Annotated in this window: 17 protein-coding genes; 10 read left to right on the top strand and 7 right to left on the bottom strand. The window is 58.7% G+C overall.

Translation table 11 applies throughout. From position 1 onward, the window contains the following. The first annotated feature begins 60 nt into the window (after positions 1-60). The 4 genes from ACP7A4_RS11720 (at position 61) to ACP7A4_RS11705 (ending at position 3,904) form a co-directional block, all read left to right on the top strand. On the top strand, positions 61-828 hold the full coding sequence (locus tag ACP7A4_RS11720) for an SDR family oxidoreductase (protein WP_426246960.1): 768 nt from the start codon (positions 61-63) through the stop codon (positions 826-828). Between the two features lie 14 nt (positions 829-842). Continuing rightward, a complete protein-coding gene (locus ACP7A4_RS11715) occupies positions 843-1,670 on the top strand; it encodes an SDR family NAD(P)-dependent oxidoreductase (protein ID WP_426246958.1) in 828 nt (275 codons plus the stop codon). Between the two features lie 108 nt (positions 1,671-1,778). Continuing rightward, on the top strand, positions 1,779-2,816 hold the full coding sequence (locus ACP7A4_RS11710; protein WP_059762177.1) for a Rieske 2Fe-2S domain-containing protein: 1,038 nt from the start codon (positions 1,779-1,781) through the stop codon (positions 2,814-2,816). A gap of 74 nt (positions 2,817-2,890) precedes the next feature. Beyond that, the gene (locus ACP7A4_RS11705; RefSeq protein WP_059762178.1) at positions 2,891-3,904 is read left to right on the top strand and encodes an AraC family transcriptional regulator; all 1,014 of its coding nucleotides are present in this window, start codon (positions 2,891-2,893) and stop codon (positions 3,902-3,904) included. Positions 3,905-3,957: 53 nt separating this feature from the next. Here the strand turns inward: ACP7A4_RS11705 and ACP7A4_RS11700 are convergent, their stop codons facing one another. From ACP7A4_RS11700 to ACP7A4_RS11685, 4 genes are all read right to left on the bottom strand, one after another. Then, positions 3,958-5,499, bottom strand: coding sequence for a SulP family inorganic anion transporter (locus ACP7A4_RS11700; protein WP_426246955.1), 1,542 nt, complete (start codon positions 5,497-5,499; stop codon positions 3,958-3,960). Between the two features lie 82 nt (positions 5,500-5,581). Then, positions 5,582-6,310 (bottom strand): carbonic anhydrase, encoded by a 729-nt coding sequence (locus tag ACP7A4_RS11695; RefSeq protein ID WP_426246953.1) that lies wholly within the window; start codon positions 6,308-6,310, stop codon positions 5,582-5,584. 230 nt (positions 6,311-6,540) lie between these two features. Continuing rightward, entirely contained in the window at positions 6,541-7,596 is a 1,056-nt protein-coding gene (locus ACP7A4_RS11690; protein WP_048365465.1) for a permease, read from the bottom strand. Between the two features lie 111 nt (positions 7,597-7,707). Beyond that, positions 7,708-8,484, bottom strand: coding sequence for an IclR family transcriptional regulator (locus ACP7A4_RS11685; RefSeq protein ID WP_059762180.1), 777 nt, complete (start codon positions 8,482-8,484; stop codon positions 7,708-7,710). A 173-nt stretch (positions 8,485-8,657) separates the two neighbouring features. Between ACP7A4_RS11685 and ACP7A4_RS11680 the strand changes: the two genes are divergently transcribed. The 4 genes from ACP7A4_RS11680 to ACP7A4_RS11665 are packed head-to-tail and all read left to right on the top strand — an operon-like array spanning position 8,658 to position 12,170. After that, positions 8,658-9,425 (top strand): ABC transporter substrate-binding protein, encoded by a 768-nt coding sequence (locus ACP7A4_RS11680; protein ID WP_048365467.1) that lies wholly within the window; start codon positions 8,658-8,660, stop codon positions 9,423-9,425. Positions 9,426-9,484: 59 nt separating this feature from the next. After that, entirely contained in the window at positions 9,485-10,141 is a 657-nt protein-coding gene (locus ACP7A4_RS11675; protein ID WP_048365468.1) for an amino acid ABC transporter permease, read from the top strand. After that, on the top strand, positions 10,138-10,884 hold the full coding sequence (locus ACP7A4_RS11670) for an amino acid ABC transporter ATP-binding protein (protein ID WP_059762181.1): 747 nt from the start codon (positions 10,138-10,140) through the stop codon (positions 10,882-10,884). The genes ACP7A4_RS11675 and ACP7A4_RS11670 overlap by 4 nt, the downstream gene beginning before the upstream one ends. Beyond that, entirely contained in the window at positions 10,881-12,170 is a 1,290-nt protein-coding gene (locus ACP7A4_RS11665) for an NAD(P)/FAD-dependent oxidoreductase (protein WP_203303568.1), read from the top strand. Before ACP7A4_RS11670 ends, ACP7A4_RS11665 begins: the two co-directional genes overlap by 4 nt. A gap of 54 nt (positions 12,171-12,224) precedes the next feature. On the opposite strand, the gene ACP7A4_RS11660 is transcribed toward ACP7A4_RS11665, so the two are convergent. After that, positions 12,225-12,449: a YgdI/YgdR family lipoprotein gene (locus ACP7A4_RS11660; RefSeq protein WP_048365471.1), complete on the bottom strand. Its 225-nt coding sequence runs from the start codon at positions 12,447-12,449 to the stop codon at positions 12,225-12,227. Between the two features lie 31 nt (positions 12,450-12,480). Beyond that, positions 12,481-13,383 carry a LysR substrate-binding domain-containing protein gene (locus ACP7A4_RS11655; RefSeq protein ID WP_426246949.1) on the bottom strand — a complete coding sequence of 301 codons (903 nt, stop codon included), beginning with the start codon at positions 13,381-13,383 and terminating at the stop codon, positions 12,481-12,483. Between the two features lie 194 nt (positions 13,384-13,577). Here ACP7A4_RS11655 and ACP7A4_RS11650 point away from each other — a divergent pair, with 194 nt between their 5' ends. Then, complete coding sequence (locus ACP7A4_RS11650; protein WP_203303569.1) at positions 13,578-14,513, top strand: DMT family transporter; 936 nt, start codon at positions 13,578-13,580, stop codon at positions 14,511-14,513. Here the strand turns inward: ACP7A4_RS11650 and ACP7A4_RS11645 are convergent, their stop codons facing one another. Continuing rightward, positions 14,514-15,179 carry a histidine phosphatase family protein gene (locus ACP7A4_RS11645; protein WP_203303570.1) on the bottom strand — a complete coding sequence of 222 codons (666 nt, stop codon included), beginning with the start codon at positions 15,177-15,179 and terminating at the stop codon, positions 14,514-14,516. Positions 15,180-15,405: 226 nt separating this feature from the next. Between ACP7A4_RS11645 and ACP7A4_RS11640 the strand changes: the two genes are divergently transcribed. Further along, on the top strand, positions 15,406-16,110 hold the full coding sequence (locus tag ACP7A4_RS11640; protein ID WP_059762186.1) for a YoaK family protein: 705 nt from the start codon (positions 15,406-15,408) through the stop codon (positions 16,108-16,110). The last annotated feature ends 43 nt before the right edge of the window (positions 16,111-16,153 follow it).

The following is a 16,153-nucleotide window of genomic DNA, read 5'->3' as shown; positions in this document are numbered from 1 at the left end:
GGGTCGCCGTCATTCACGTCAGTCAGGCCGCCAACGGTCTGCACCTTCAAGGAAAACCTTATGCCAGTTACTGCTGTGAGTGGTTCTGCGTCCGGGATCGGCGCCGCCGTGTGCGAGGTTTTACGCGCTCGCGGGCATCGCATCATCGGGATTGATCGTGCCAATGCGCAGGTAGTCGCCGATCTGGCCAGCCGTGAAGGCCGGCAAGCGGCGGTGGCGCAGGTGCTTGAACAATGTGACGGGGTGTTGGATGGGCTGGTGTGCTGCGCCGGGCTTGGGGTGACAGCTTCGTCCAGCAGCCTGCTATTGGCAGTCAATTACTTTGGGGTCAGCGAACTGCTGGAAGGCTTGGCCGATGCGCTGTCCAGAGGGCAGGACTCGGCCGCGCTGGTGATTGGCTCGGTGGCAGCCACCCAGCCTGGCGCGGACCAACAGCCGATGGTGGACGCGTTACTCGCGGGTGACGAGCGCCAGGCCCTTGAAATGGCCGACGCCTTGGCTCAACCGCACCTCGCTTACGCCAGTTCCAAATACGCCGTCACGTGTGACGCTCGACGCAAAGCCGTGCAGTGGGCCAGGCAGGGCATTCGACTTAACGTGATCGCGCCGGGTGCCGTCGAAACACCGTTGCATCAAGCCGCCAAGGATGATGCGCGCTTTGGACAGGCGGTAAGGGACTTCGTCGCCCCTTTGGGGCGTGCCGGACGCCCTGAAGAAATTGCTCAAGCGGTGGCCTTTTTGCAGTCGCCGCAGGCCAGTTTCATCACCGGTAGCGTGCTGTTTGTCGATGGCGGCATGGACGCTATGGCACGACCTCAGCGTTTCTGAATCAGGTGAAAACCATGACTAAAGTGGCTTTTGTGACCGGTGCCAGCCGGGGTATCGGCCGTGAGACTGCACTGGCCTTCGCCCGTGCCGGGTTTGATCTGGCGATCAGCGCCCGCAGCCTTGAAGAAGGTGAACACCACCTGCACGGTTTGCGTAACCCGGACGGCTCAGCGTTGCCGGGCAGTTTGAACGCTACCGCTGCGGCAATTCGCACGCTGGGGCGCAGGGCCTTGGTGGTGCCCATGGACGTGCTCGACAGTGCCTCGGTGCTGGCGGCAAGCCAGGCCGTGTTTGCTGAATACGGACGGGTGGATGTGCTGATCAATAATGCGATTTATCAAGGCAGTGATCTGAACGCACCGTTTATGGCGCTGGCGCCAGACACGCTGGAGCGCGTCTTTCAAGGGTATGTCATGGGGCCTTTTCTGCTCACCCGCGCGGTGGTCAGCGGCATGCTGGCACAGGGCGGCGGGGTGGTGATCAATGTCACCTCCGGGGCGGGTGAGAGCGACCCGCCCGTGGCCGCAGGAAAAGGCGGCTGGGGCTATGCCTATGGCGCGGGCAAGGCTGCGGTGTCTCGGCTTTCGGGTATTTTGTCGGTGGAGTTGGGTGAGCAGGGCATACGTGCCTACACCCTCAATCCGGGGGTGGTGACCACCGACGCTTTGCGCGCCACCGTGGGAGAGCAAGGCGTGATTGCCTTGCGTGCAGGCTCTGCGCCGCCCCACGTACCGGCAGCCGTGATGCTGTGGTTGGCGACGCAGGAGGCGGCGATTGATCACCAGCGCAAAACCGTGCACTGCCAGCCGTTTGCGCGCGAGCAGCGGATTGTTGAGTGGTAGCGGGTGGGTGAGGGCTGCTTCTAGTCCATCTGAACGATGAAGCCGCCTGAGCGCTGGTCAAAGATCTCCAGGCAAGACTTGAGGCCTTTGACCGGAGGAATAATAAAAATGACTAAGCTGGCAGACATCCACGTTGAAAATGCACTGGCACCGCGCTTTGGCAGGGGTTGGCATTGCTTGGGCGAGGCGCAGGATTACCGGGATGGCAAGCTGCATACCCTGAACATCTTTGGCTCGCGGCTCTTGGCTTTTGCGACCTCGACAGGGGAAATCAGCGTGCTCGATGCGCATTGCCCGCACATGGGTGCCGACCTGTCCCAAGGCACGATTGAAAACGATCGCATCGTTTGCCCGTTCCACCACTGGCAGTACGACGCCAGCGGTAAGTGCGTCGAAATCCCTTACTGCAAACGCATTCCGCCCAAGGCCAAAACCCGCGCCTGGCAAACCTGTGAAGTGAACAGGCTGCTGTTTGTGTGGCACAACCCGGAAGGCAATGCGCCTGCCGAGGGCGTGGTGATTCCGCACCTGCCGGAAATGGACAGCGACGAGTGGCTGCATTCTTGGCACATGGACACGCTGGTCATTAATACAAATCCGCGCGAACTGGTGGACAACCTGGTCGATGCGCAGCATTTCGGGCCGGTCCACGGCACACCGACCAAGTATTTTCACAACATCTTCGAAGGCCATATCGCCCAGCAGATTTTCCACGGTGACTCAGCGCGTTTGGGTGGTGATTTGGTCGCAGAGTCGGCCTATTACGGGCCAGCGACGCACTTTACGCGCATGCGCGCGGTGTTTGATGGCCAGGAAATCAAGTCGATTCTGCTCAACTGCCACGTGCCAATCGGGGCAAACAGTTTCGAGCTGCGTTTTGGCTGCATGGTGAAAAAAGTCCCCGGCTGGACGCAGGCACAGAACGAAGCGCTGGCGCTTGACTATGTGCAGCGCAACCGCGACTCGTTCTATCAGGACGTGGACATCTGGACCCACAAAATTCGGGTCAACAACCCGGTACTGGCCGAAGGTGATGGCCCGGTGTATCAACTGCGCGAGTGGTATCAGCAGTTCTTCACTGACGAGGCCAGCGTGCCCGCAAGCATGGCCCAAAACCGTGCCTTCACCACGGTGGACAATCGCTGATCAACACTGGCTTTTTGATCCACGCTGCTTAAGATGGCCCACATATAAAAACCAGCGGGCGTGGATCAAGGCCAATGTTGAGCAAAGACACGATCTCTATCCACTTGGTGCGTGAGGCGCTGTTGCAAAGCTGTGCCACACCTGCGGCGATGCGCGAGGTGCTGCACAAAGCTGGCATCGACCCAGCCCTTGCGGATCAGACCGAAGGGCGCGTGCCTGCGCACCTGTATGCTCGTCTGTGGCGTTTACTGGCGCGGCGCCTGGACGATGAATTCTTCGGCATGGACCCGCGTAAATTGCGCTCTGGCAGCCTGGCCTTCATGTGCCGCTCGGCGATGGCACAGCCGACCCTGGCGCAGGGTCTGGAACTGGTGCTGGGCTTTTTGTCGCTGATGCTTGAGCGTTTGCCGGCCACGTTGGTGCGCCAACAAAGCCTGGCCGAAATTGTTTTGCATGAGCCGCAAGAGACCCCGAGCCGCGCCTTCACCTACTTTGCCTATTGGATGATCGTGCACGGTGTGGCGTGTTGGCTCGCCGGGCGGCGCATTCCCATTCTGACGATCGAGTTGCGCTGTGCAGCGCCCGCTTACTGCGAAGACTATGCGGTGATGTTTTCCGACAACCTGCGCTTTGAGCGGCCCCGCACGCGCATGATTTTCGCGGCCGATGGCCTGGACGCGCCGATCAAGCGCACAGAGCAAGAGTTACAGCGTTTTCTGGCGCAGGCACCGGCCAATATTCTGGTCAAATACCGCGACCCGCAAAGTCTGGCCAGCCAGATCAAGCAGAATTTGCGGTGCGTGCAGGCTGCGCAATGGCCCGATACCGAGGGGCTGGCGCAGACCTTGTGCATGTCCGCCTCTACCTTGCGTCGTCGTTTGGCTGAAGAAGGGCAGACCTATCAGGGCCTCAAGGACGGCGTGCGCAAAGAGCTGGCCATCGGCTGGCTGGCAGAGCCGCAGTTGAGCTTTGCTGACATTGCGCTGAACCTGGGGTTTGCCGACACCAGTTCGTTCTATAAAGCCTTTCGCAAATGGACGGGGAGTAACCCCGGCCACTATCGCAGTTTGATTCTGGGCGTTAATTGACTGAGCCTGTCGCTGCAATGCCGCGCGCAACGACAGGCGTGCAGGCAAAACGGCTACGCAGGCGCCGAACCCAAGCCTGCGGTGGTGCGGGTCCGTCCTTCCAGACGACGTTTCAAACCGCGTGGCTCGATCATCAGTGTCGAGCTGCTGGCCGCATTGGCTCGCTGCCACTCCTCAAACAACTCCAGGCAGGAATGGTCGATGTAACTCAGGTTACTCAGCGGTACATGTACGGTGCTGCCCGCAGGCACTCGCGCTAACGTGCGGGTGAGGGCCGGGACTTTGAGAAACGTCGCCGCACCGGTGAGGCGCAGTTCCAGCTCGTTGGGTTGAGGCAGCTCGATCAGGCTTATTTTCAGGCGTGCGGCGTTCCAGGCCAGGTTGGCCAGGGTCAGGGCAAAACCGATCAGCACGCCGCTGAGCAAGTCCGTGAAAATGATCGCCAGCGCGGTGGCCGCGTAGGTGAACTTCGGCATGCGGCCATAGCGCGCCAAACCGCGAAAGGCTTTGAGGTCCACCAATTTGAAGCCGGTATACACCAACACGCCCGCCAGGCTGGCCACCGGAATGCTTTGCAACACACTGGACAGCAGCATCACAAATGCCAGCAACCACACGCCGTGCAGCATGGCAGAAAGCCGCGTGGTGGCACCTGCCTGTACGTTGGCGGAGCTGCGCACAATCACGCCGGTCATGGGCAGTGCACCGAGCAGACCGCAGAGCATGTTGCCGACGCCTTGGGCGCACAGCTCTTTGTCAAAGTCCGAGCGTTGACCATTGTGCATGCGGTCTACGGCGGCGGCGGATAACAGCGTTTCGGCACTGGCGATGAACGCGACTGTGAACGCAGCCAGCAGCAGTGTCGGGTCGGCCAGGTTCAACAGGTCGGCGGGACGCAGCCAGTCGATGGCATCGGCAAGATTTTCCGGGACCTCAACACGTTTGACGGGCAAGCTCAGCAGCAAGCTGAACCCGGTAGTCAGCCCTACGCCTAGCAAGGCGCCGGGCACAAAGCGCAGGCGCTGCGGGCGAAACTTGTCCCATAGCCACATCACCAGAATGGTGCTCAACCCCAGTAAACCGGCTTGCCAGCCCAGTCCGCCGCCCAAGGTCGGGATCGCGGCCATGAGCGCTGGCGCAAAGCCGCTGAGGTTTTCCAGCCCGGAAGGCTTGGGTACGCCGTCCAACATGACATGCACTTGCGATAACACGATGAGTACGCCGATCCCGGCGAGCATGCCGTACACCACCGCCGGTGCCGTTACCCGGAACCAGCAACCCAGGCGCAAACGCCCGGCCAGCAGTTGCACAAGCCCCGCCAACAGCAGGATAGGGCCGAGCATGGCAATGCCATGTTGACGGACGATTTCGAACACCAGCACCGCCAGTCCCGCTGCCGGCCCGCTGACTTGCAACGGTGAGCCGGCCATCCAGCCGACCACCAGCCCGCCGATGATGCCTGTGATCAACCCTTTGGCGGGCGGCATGCCCGATGCGATGGCGATGCCCATGCACAAGGGCAACGCCACCAGAAACACCACCACCGAAGCCAATAACTCCCGTGGCAAGACGGCTTTTAATTGTTCAGCACGCATGGCAACTTTCCCCAGCATGTTTTAGACACAGCAAGGCCTGACTGGGTATGCGCCAGTCACTGCTTTGCAAGGTCGGGAATGGTTAGAAGCGCGCTTTGGGCGTCGCCGATGGAATGGCCTGCGCGTCGTTCAAGGGCAGAAAAGCCCCTTGCTGTGCGTCGTAGGCTTTAATCCCGCCGGTTTCGATGTCGTAGATCCAGCCGTGGATGAACAATTGTCCGTTGGCCATGCGCGACGCAACGCTGGGGTGAGTGCGCAGGTGTTGCAGTTGCGCGATCACGTTTTCTTCCGTCAGGCGGTGCATGCTTTCGGATTCATCGGCGCAGCCGCAGTTTTCATGAACCATGGTCTTGGCCACTTCTGCATGGCGCAACCAGGCTTTGACGGTGGGCATGGCGTGCAGGGTGTCGGGGTTGAGCACGCCGCGCATGGCCCCACAATCGGAATGTCCGCATACGATGATGTGCTGCACGCCCAGGACCAGGCTGGCGTATTCGATGGCGGTTGAAACACCGCCGTTCATTTGCCCGTAAGGCGGCACCACGTTACCGACATTTCGGGTGACAAATAAATCGCCGGGAGCGCTTTGAGTGATGAGTTCGGGCACGATTCTGGAATCGGCGCAGGCAATGAACATGGCGCGGGGACGTTGGGCGGTGGCGAGTTTTTTGAACAGGTCTTTCTGTTGCGGAAAGACCTCGTGCTGAAAGTGCAGAAACCCTTCGACTATGAGCTGTAGCGCTGCATCGGCGTGTTCGGCCGGGTGGGGGGCAGTAGCTACAGCTAACGGCTGATTATCCTTGGTACTCATCATTCATCCTCTTTGGCAAAGCGGAGAGATTTCCGCTTGTGTCCAGAAAAAAGTCATCAGCGACTCGAATGAAAAAGTACCGTTTGAAGCTTAACTCAAACTGAATTAACCGCTCTGGCACAAGGCTTTCATGATGGCATTGAGCAATCGCGACGGGCCGTGAACAGCGCTGTGCAGGGGCAATTCAGGTTCGCCCCAGCACACCGGTTGAGCAGGACGTTATGCCGGTTTCAAAGCAACCACATACCCACCAGTCCACTCACCACACCCACCAGCATGGTCATCAATGCGACGCTGACCAGCACGCGGGCATCAAAGTCTTTGCGCAGCATCAACAGCGACGGCAAGCTCACGCTCGGCAAAGTCATCAGCAGGGCCACGGCAGGTGCGGTGCCCATGCCCAGCGCCATCATGGTTTGCACGATCGGAATTTCAGCCGCGGTCGGGATCACAAACAAAGTGCCGACAATTGCCAATGGCACCAGCCACATCAGGCTGTCGCTCATGGCGCCATCGACGTGAGGGAACAGCCACACACGGGCCGCGCCCAGTAGCAATACCGCCAGCAGGTACACCGGGATGGTGTTCCAGAACAGCTGCCACAAGGTTTGGCCCCAGCGCACAAAGAAATGTTGCTGATCAATCTGGCTGGCCTGGGACACAGCCTCCAGCGCGGCGTCGGGGATGTTTTCGGGGCGTGAGATGCGTTGCGCAATCATCGACACACCGAGCACCAATACAATGCCTGCTACCAAACGCAGCGCGCTAAACCCCCAACCCAGGACAAAGCCCATGAATACCAATGTGGCCGGATTAAGCACCGGGTTGGCGATCCAGAACGCGAGCGCTGCGCCGACCGAGACTTTTTGTCGGCGCATGCCTGCCGCCACGGGGGCTGCACAGCACGTACACATCATGCCCGGCAACGCGAACAGCCCGCCGCGCAAGGTTGAGCCGAACCCGGCCTTACCGAACAGGCGCAGTAACCAGTCACGAGGGATCAACACCTGGATCAGTGAGCCGAGAATGACCGCCAGCACGGCGGCTTTCCAGATCGCCAGAAAATACACCTTGGCGTAGGCCAGGGCCGCTGCAACGGGTTCGCCCTGATTGTCGTTGAGGATTGAAGCGCCGATGCTGTGATTGTCAGCGGCGACAAAGGCTTTGAAGTAGTACGGCGACCACTTGACGTAGTACAGGCCAATGCCTGCGATCAGCAGGAATAACAGCGGTTTCCACCAGAATGACCAGCCTCTGGAAGGTTGGGCTGAGGAGATACTGGGCATAAACAGTTACCGGACATGAGGAAATAGCGGCGCATCATACGCCAAACCTGCGTGCGGTTTACGCCAGCGAGCAGGCCGGTCGCGCGTGCGGTGCGCGGTCGGCCTGCGCGCTTACAAGGTTCGGATCGAAGTGCTGATGGCCCGCGCGCACTGGATGATCGCCGAGCTCATTTTGTCTTCGGCCTCTTCCATGCTCCAGCGACTGCTGGGGGCGACCACGTGCACCGCCGCCACAGGCGTGCCATTGCTGCCATAAATCGGCGCTGCCAGGGTCATGTCGCCCAGGAACATTTCTTCCTTGTTGGTGGCATAGCCTTTAATGCGTGCGGTGAGAATGCGCTCAAAAATGGCCGCCGGGTCCGTGAGGGTGTAGTGAGTGAAGGCGGTGATCTCACTGGCGTTGAGAATGGCATGAACGTCTTCATCGGCCAGCCCACTTAAATAGGCACGGCCACCGCCGCTTAGATACATCGGTATCCGGCTGCCAATCGGCATGTGAATGGGGATGAACTTGGGGGCCGCAAAGCGCGCCACAAACACCATGGACACTCCGTCGGGTTCAGTCAGGTTGACCGTCTCGCCAGTGAGCTGATTGAGTTCAGCCAGGTAGGGATTTGCAACATCGACCAGTATGTCGGCGGCTAAATAGTTGTAGCCGATCTCCATAACTTTGGGCGTTAACTGGAAACGCCTGCTCTGCGGGTGTTTGCGCACATAGCCAAGTTCTTCCAGGGTGTGCACCATGCGTTGTGCCGAGCTTTTACTGATACCGGCGACCTGTGCAATGTCCGCCAGGTTCATGGTGCGTCGAGCTGCGCCAAAGCCTCTCAAGACTGCGAGGCCCTTCTCCAAAGACTGATTGAAAAGGGGGTTGTTGTGATCGCTCATGGCGCTTCCTTGGCGTTGATTAAAGCTATAAGTATCGATATGCGATACCTACAAATCTCTTTACGATTTATGTAAATTGTTTATAGTCGATGGCGGCTTTTTACACCAGAGGGTGAATCAGCTGTTTTGAATGCGTTATCAGGATAGTAAAAGCGACCACAGGGAGATTCGCTATGCATAAAAAATTTCAAGTGCTCACGCTCGTGTGCGCAATCACCGCGGGCCTGATGGGATCAGCCAGTGTTGTTGCAGAGCCGGTGTATAAAGTGGGGGCCACGGCAACTGGCATCCCCTTCACCTTTCTCAACGTCAAGACGGGTGTCACTGAAGGCATGATGATCGATGCCATCCAGGCCATCGGTAAAGCGGGCGGGTTCGAGACCGATATACAACAAAGCGTATTTGCCGCGCTGATCCCTTCGCTGACGTCCAACAAGATCGACCTGATTTCCGCTGCCATGCTCAAAACGCCTGTGCGTGAGAAAGTGGTGCAGTTCTCTGACCCAATCTACAGCTACGGTGAAGGTCTGATCCTGCGTGAAGACGACAACACCGTCTACAAAAGCATGGATGACCTGGCCGGTGAAGTGGTCGGCGCGCAGGTGGGTTCGGTGTTTATTGAAGCGCTGAACAAGCATGGCGGCTTCAAGGAAGTGCGCAGTTATGACTCGGTTGCCGACATGATGAGTGACCTGAGACTGGGTCGTATCAAGGCCGCTTTCGGTGATCACCCTATCGTTGCCTACCAAATGGCAACCAACCCTCGCGCGACCAAGGGCTTGAAGCTGTCGAGCACCTATGTGCCGGTCGTCGTGGGTGATGTCTGTATCGTGTTGCGTAAAGACGATCCCGAGACCCTCGCTCAGGTGAACAAAGGTATTGCCGCAATCAAGGCCGATGGCTCGCTTGAACGCATCATCAAGCAGTGGAAGCTCAACTGATGGTTCCTCGGCCCGCCACTGATTGCGGGCCGTTTCATGTGTTGTTTTGCGGGTAGCTTATGTTTCTCCAGGACGCGTTGGACTTCCTCCCCATTTTGTTGAAAGGGGCGGTGGTCACTGTGCAAGTCACTGCGGGATCGTTCGTGCTGAGTTCACTGATCGGTCTTGTATTCGCGCTGATGATGGTTTCCAAAATACGGGCCGTTGCGTTGTTCGCCATTGGCGTGGTCAACGTGATCCGTGGCCTGCCCATCATCGTGCAGTTGTTTTACATCTACTTCGTTTTACCTGACTTCGGCATCCAGCTCAGTGCCATGCAGGCCGGTGTCATTGGTTTGGGTATCGCCTACTCGGCGTACCAGGCAGAAAATTTCCGGGCCGGCATTCAAGCCATTGATCACGGCCAGATCGAAGCGGCCGAGTCGATTGGCATGCGTGGGCTGATGATCATGCGCCGCGTGGTGTTGCCCCAGGCCTTTCGCATTGCCTTGCCGCCTTATGGCAACACCTTGGTGATGATGCTCAAAGACTCCTCATTGGTGTCGACCATCACCGTGGCGGAAATGACCCGCCAGGGCCAACTGATCGCCTCTTCGACCTTTGAAAACATGACCGTGTACACCTTGGTGGCGCTGCTTTACCTGTCGATGAGCCTGCCGTTGTCTTATGGCTTGCGCCGTATAGAAGCGCGCTTTGCAACGCGGAGAGCCTCATGATCGAACTCAGGGGTGTGCACAAGAGTTTTAGCGGTGTGCCGGTGCTTGAAGGCGTTGACCTGTGCGTTGATCAAGGTGAAGTGGTGTGTTTGATCGGTCCTTCGGGATCGGGTAAGTCGACATTGCTGCGCTGTATCAATGGCCTTGAGAGTTACAGTCAGGGAGACATTCTGGTCAGCGGTCAACGGGTCGACCGTCACGATAAAAGCATTCATTTGTTGCGCACGCGCGTGGCGATGGTCTTCCAGCGCTTCAATCTGTTTCCGCACCGTACGGCGCTGGAAAACGTGATGGAGGGGCCGATTTACGTCTTGAAAAAAACACCGCAAGAGGCGCGTGAGCAGGCGCAAGCGCTGATGGAGAAAGTCGGTCTTGCGCATCGGATGAATGCTTACCCGGATGCACTGTCCGGCGGGCAGCAACAGCGTGTGGCGATTGCCCGGGCGCTGGCAATGAACCCGCAAGCGATTTTATTCGATGAGCCGACCTCGGCCCTCGATCCGGAATTGGTGGGTGAGGTGCTGGCTGTCATGCGGCGTCTGGCCGATGAAGGCATGACCATGATTGTCGTGACCCATGAAATGGGCTTTGCCCGTGACGTCGCCGATAAAGTGTGCTTTTTGCACAGCGGACAGATCGTGGAGTCAGGGCCTGCGCAAACCGTTCTCAGTGCCCCGCAACATCCGCGCACTCAGGATTTCCTGCGGCGCTTGCTCAATCAGACGGGTGAGGTGCAACCATGAAGTCCTCGGCTAGCGGGCAATTGCCACCTTCGCTGTGGTCCGCCACAGCCCGCCCTGGCGCATCAACGCCACCTTTGTGTGAAAACAAGCACGTCGATGTCGCGATTGTCGGCGCCGGTTACACCGGTCTGGTCACGGCACTGCGGTTGGCCGAAGCGGGCGTGAGCGTCTGTGTGCTTGATGCCGGTGAGCCGGGTTGGGGAGCATCGGGGCGCAACGGCGGCCAAGTGATTCCCGGGCTCAAATACGACCCCGAGCAACTGATTCAACGCTTCGGTGAAGAGCGCGGTGAACGAATTATCGAGACCTGCGGGGGGGCTGCTGATGAAGTGTTTTCATTGATCCGCGAATACAGCATTGCCTGTGAAGCCAGTCGCAAAGGCTGGATTCAACCCGCTGTGTCTGCGGTGTCGATGAAAGCCCTGGAACACCGGGCTAAACAGTGGCAGCAGCGTGGCGTTGCCGCCCAAATACTGGATCACGCCGAGGTCAGTCAGCGGCTGGGCACGCAAAATTATTTGGGCGGTTGGGTCGACCCGCGCGCGGGCAGCTTGCACCCGTTGAACTATGTACGGGGGTTGGCCAAGTCTGCATTGGGTCGCGGCGTCACGATTCACAGCCAGAGCCGGGTGACTGATTTGCGCCGAATCGGTGCGCAATGGCAGTTGACCACCGCTCAAGGCAGTACCGTGAACGCCGAGCGTGTGGTGCTGGCCACCAACGGTTATACCGATGGTTTATGGCCGGGTCTGCGTCAGACCGTGCTGGCGGCCAACAGTTTTATCATCGCCACCCGTCCGCTGCCGCTTGAGCTGCGCAAAACCATCTTGCCCGGTGGAGAGGTGTGCTCGGATGCGCGGCGTTTGTTGTTGTATTTCAAGATGGACGCGCAAGGTCGTTTATTGCTCGGCGGTCGTGGACCGTTTGCCGAGCCGACTCGCACCGGTGACTGGGGGCATTTGGAGCGCTCGTTGGTCATGCTGTTCCCGCAATTGGCCGGGGTGCCTATCGAGTACCGCTGGAGCGGGCGTATTGCTCTGAACCAGAGCGTGTTGCCACAGTTGCATGAGCCACAACCGGGGTTGTCGATTTTGCTGGGTTACAACGGGCGCGGGATCGCCATGTCGACCATGCTCGGCAAGCACCTCGCCGCGCGTGTAGTGGGGGCTGAAAGCGACTTCCCGTTCCCGGTCACGCCGATCCGCACCATTCCGTTTCACAGCTTGCAGCGCTTGTACGTGGCAGCAGGAATCACCTACTACCGGATGCTCGACGCCTTGAATTGATGATCACGCCTCTGCAAGCCCGCATTTGCACCGGGGCTTGCAGGTGCGTGCTGATCAATCGTCGGTCTTGATGGTGGCCACGTCATCGGCCTTGACCTTGATGTGCTTGCCGGCGATGTCGACGAATTCGTAAAAGCCATCCTTGGTTTTGGTTTTCGGCATGTCTTTAGTCAGGTATTGCGTACCGTTTTGCAGCGTGACCACGCTCGGTGAGGCACAACCGGCCAGAGTCAGCATTGCCACTATGACCATGGGTAAGCCGATAACGTTGATCTTCATGCAAGCTCCTTGAACATCCGAAAGTAAAGGGTTAAGCGCGCCGGGCTTCGTGCAACAGCCAGCGCTGGAAAATAACTGCTGCCTCTGACAACGTTTTATGCCGAGAGTGCACCAAATAGTCGGCATTGCCGCTGATATATTCGTACGCACCCGCGCGCCGCAGTGCGCCTGAATCAATTTTGTCGCGCACCATGAAATCCCACCCCAGGCCAATTCCCATCCCTTGCACGATGGCTTGATACGCCAAGGTGATCTGGTTGAAGGTCGGCCGCTGGGGCGCGGGTGTGTGTTCAAGCCCGAAGTGGCGAAACCAGTCGCGCCAATCCATGCAGTTCCAGCCTGATGAATCCAACTCAATCAGGGGCAGGGCCTGCAAGTCTGACGGTGTGATGATCTGGGGCAAGTGGACGGCGGGACTGACCACCGGGTACACGCACTCGGCAAACAACGGTTGGGCATTCAATGATGACCAATTGCCATTGCCGTACAGAATCGAGAAATCGTAATCCGCTGTGCTGGATTCGTCCATGCCATTGTTGGCGTGGATATTGACGGTGATGCCAGGGTGCGCCGTGTTAAATGCCAACAGCCGTGGAAACAACCAAAACTGTGCCACCGCGTGGGTGCACAGCACGGTCACTGCATTGGGTGCATGTTGCACTTTGATGCGATTGACGCTGTGTTGCAGGCGTTCAAGTAAGGTGCTGACCTCGCCGAACAGGCTGGCCCCGGCGCGGGTCAAACTGACCCCACGGGGCTGGCGTTCGAACAGCGCCAACTTGAGATGATCCTCAAGGGCACGCATTTGTTTGCTCACCGCGCTTTGGGTCAGGCACAGCTCGCTGGCGGCGCGAGTAAAGCTGCCATTGCGCCCGACGGCTTCAAAGGTGATGAGCGTGTCCAGCGGCGGTAAGTGATTGAGGTATCGGCTCAAGCTAGCTCCTGAGTGGCGTAGCAGCTGCCCCCGGCTGCGTTCGCTGGTTAAGCGACCGTCAGTGTTTCTATAGGCCGTGGATGGCGTCGTTGTAACGCATTCCCCAGCGGAATGCCAGCATGCCGAATGATCCTTTGTGCATGACCCCATGCCTGCTTAATCTTCCCGCATATTGATCGGTATGAGAGAGCGACATGAAGCGCGGGATAGTCTATGCAGGCATGGCAGGTGCTGTGTGGGGGCTGGTGTTTCTGGTGCCTGAATTACTTCCTGAGTTCAGTCCGCTTTTGCTCAGTTGCGGGCGCTTTATCGTGTATGGCGCAGTCTCGCTCCTGCTCATCCTGCCTGATGCCAGGCGCTTGATCACGCAACTGAGCGGACGGGATGTGCTGACGCTGGTCAAGCTAGCCCTGTTAGGGAATCTGATTTATTACATGCTGCTGTCGGCTTCGATTCAGGGCGTGGGTATCGCAGTGGCCTCGTTGATTGTCGGGGTGTTGCCCTTGAGCATTACCTGGATGGGGCGCAGCGATAGCGGGGCAGTGCCGCTTGCGCGGTTGATCCGGCCTTTATTGCTGGTGGTGGCCGGCATGTTGTGCATCAACCTTGAGGCATTGTTTGGCACCGGTGTGCAGCAGCCTTTGGCGAACAAAGTGTTGGGGATTGCGTGCGGTATCGGCGCGTTGGTCTGCTGGACCTGGTTCGCCACCGAGAATGCGCGTTTTTTGAAGTGCAGTGCGTTCAGTAGTGGTGAATGGTCGAGCTTGTGGGGCGTTGTGACCGGCGCGCTGGGTGCCGTGATCTGGGGCATGGCGAGCGCGCTGTCGCTGGACGCCGCACGCATCGAGGTCAGCGATCAGCGCTGGCAGATGTTCTGGCTGATCAACCTGGCGAGTGCGGTGCTGGGCTCCTGGTTTGGCAACAGGATGTGGAACGCCTCTACCCGACGTCTTCCATTGACGTTAAGCGGGCAACTGATTGTGTTTGAAACGGTGTTTGCGCTGTTGTATGGCTTTGTCTACCTGCAACGCTGGCCTACGTTACTTGAGGCGCTGGCGGTGACGCTGCTGCTGGGAGGCGTCAGTTGGGCCGTGCGCTGCCATGCGCCGACCCGCGCGGCTCTGGCGTAATCAGGTCGGGCAGGCTTTGGCACCGTTATTCAGGCCTTGATGGTCAACACGGCTCACCAACGTGGCGTTGCCGTTATGCCAGGTCAGGGTCAGTACATATAAAGAGTCAAAGTCGTTGTCTGCCCAATCTTCAGTCAGAGACATTGTTTTACCCGTTGCCTTGGCGGCAACCGTGTTGATCAATTCGGGCAGGTAGCCATGGGACCAGGCCGTGTAGATGGTTGCGTTGTGGTACTTGTCATCGGTCAGTTCAGCGGCCAGTTGACGGGTGTCATTGGCTGAAAAGGCCAGGTTGATCGGCAAGCCCAATTTGATCGCGCTGGGGTTGATGGTCATCATCGGGCGCACGTAGCTGTAGGCATCATCGTCGGTGCCTTCTTCAACCTCGCGTGAAGGGTTGGCTGCAAACACATAATCCGCTTTGCCATATTTTTGCGGCAGTAGCGTGGCCAGATCGATGGCGCGGTTCAGGCCCTGACAGGTGAGTTGACCAAGTCCGTCGGCCGGTTTTTCGGCGTGGCGCATGAATACCAGGGTTTGCACGCCATTGGCAGGTTGCGCAAAAGCGTCTTCAACATGGGAGGACAGGCTGACGGCGCCTGCGATCAGTAACAGCGGGATCGCGGCGAGTGCGAGGCGAGGTTTCTTCCAGGTGAGCGGGATCATGGGGGTCTTCTGTGTGAATCCGGGCGAGTGCGCTCCTTGCCGTACAAACACCGAAGTGCCCGTCATCCCTGAACAAAGTGTTTATTAGACGCCTGTTTTGAGATTGGTTCGTTTGCCCTTTAGTCGCACACGTAACCGAATGCGTCTGCTGGTTTGATCTGTGCACTGGTCAGACTGAATTCAATTGGCCATCATTGAGCGCATTCACTTTCATGAGGTTCGCCCGATGCTGCCTGTTGCGCGTAGACGTCCGATCAATCCACTGCATGTGCGCGTGCGAGCGTGGCGCGGGCGGGTAGGGCTGGGACTGGTCGGGAGCCTGTCGGTGTTGGCTGGGATGACCGATGCCATCGGATTTTTGGCCACTGGCGATTTTGTCTCATTCATGAGTGGTAACACCACGCGGTTGGCGGTGGCCATCAGTCAGGGCGATCTCAGCTTGATCGTGCGACTGGCCTTGGCGGTACTGGCCTTCATCGCGGGCAATACGTTGGGTATTTTACTGGGACGCTGGGGCGGCCGCCGTGCCTTGCCTTTGATGCTGGGCATCGCCGGATTGCTCTGTGGTGCCGCGTTATTGCCCTTTGAGTCGCAAGTACCTGCCTTACTGGCTGCGATAGTGGCGATGGGCATGCTTAATGCGGCGGTGGAGCAAGTCAACGGGCTGCCGGTCGGGCTGACCTACGTGACGGGCGCGTTGTCGCGTTTCGGCCGTGGCTTGGGGCGTTGGCTGTTGGGTGAGCGGCGTAGCGGGTGGCGCGTGCAGTTGGTGCCCTGGAGCGGCATGTTGCTGGGGGCGGTGCTCGGCGCAGTGCTCGAAGCGCATTTCGGGGTCAAAGCCTTGCTGTTCAGTGCAGGTTTTGCCGCGTTGCTCGGCGTAGTCTCGCTGAAAATTCCACGGCGCTGGCAGCGCGATTACATGCCGCGTTAAGCGTCTGTTTCCGCTGTTGCGGCGCATGCGTAGGTGAGCGCCA

Source organism: Pseudomonas sp. TWR3-1-1 (assembly GCF_049896545.1).
Taxonomy (GTDB): domain Bacteria; phylum Pseudomonadota; class Gammaproteobacteria; order Pseudomonadales; family Pseudomonadaceae; genus Aquipseudomonas; species Aquipseudomonas weihenstephanensis.
The sequence above is the reverse complement of the archived record's forward strand: the minus strand, read 5'-3'. Positions and strand labels throughout refer to the sequence as shown.